This window comes from Bradyrhizobium sp. MI1.3 (assembly GCF_055811695.1).
Genome location: NZ_JBVVPQ010000252.1, coordinates 1 through 567 on the forward strand (window position 1 = coordinate 1; position 567 = coordinate 567).

At 62.8% G+C, this 567-nt stretch carries 1 pseudogene; it reads right to left on the reverse strand.

Annotated elements, in window-relative coordinates:
- Window positions 1-110: 110 nt before the first annotated feature.
- Window positions 111-407, reverse strand: a pseudogene (locus AC0L3A_RS40895) (GIY-YIG nuclease family protein); the annotation flags it as partial.
- Window positions 408-567: the final 160 nt, after the last annotated feature.

Here is a 567-nt window from a genome sequence, read left to right on the forward strand (position 1 = left end):
TTTCCCCACGGCGCCCCTCATCTGTGGGGGTGCGCCCCCCGCGCCCAATGTGGGTGGGGGCGGCGCCGGGCTTCCCGGGCCGACCCAGTATTCCAGAGGCCGGCATTATGGGGGCCAGCAATCCCCGAATAGAGATCGTTCCAATCCGGATTGTCTTTCTCGATCAACGCGATCTTCCAATCGCGCTTCCACTTCTTCAGCCGCTTCTCCCGTTCGATCGCATTCTCGGGGTCGTCGATCTGCTCGAAGTAAACGAGCTTCACGACATCGTAGTCTTTCGTGAAGCTCTCGATCAGTTTCAACTTGTGCTCTGCCACCCGGCGGATGAGATCGTTCGTTACGCCAATATAAAGCGTGCCACCCATCTTGCTGGCGAGAATGTAGACGTAGTAGCAGCGAGCGCCCATCTGCCGCCTCTGGGATACTGGGTCGGCCCGGGCAACCCGGCGGCGGCCCCGGGATTTTGGGGGGCGGGTTACGCCAAACAGCCGAGAATAAAAACCCCCCCCGGGGCGTGCAACGGGACAACAACGCCCCCCCCGGGGCCCCCCCAAACGGGGGGTGGGG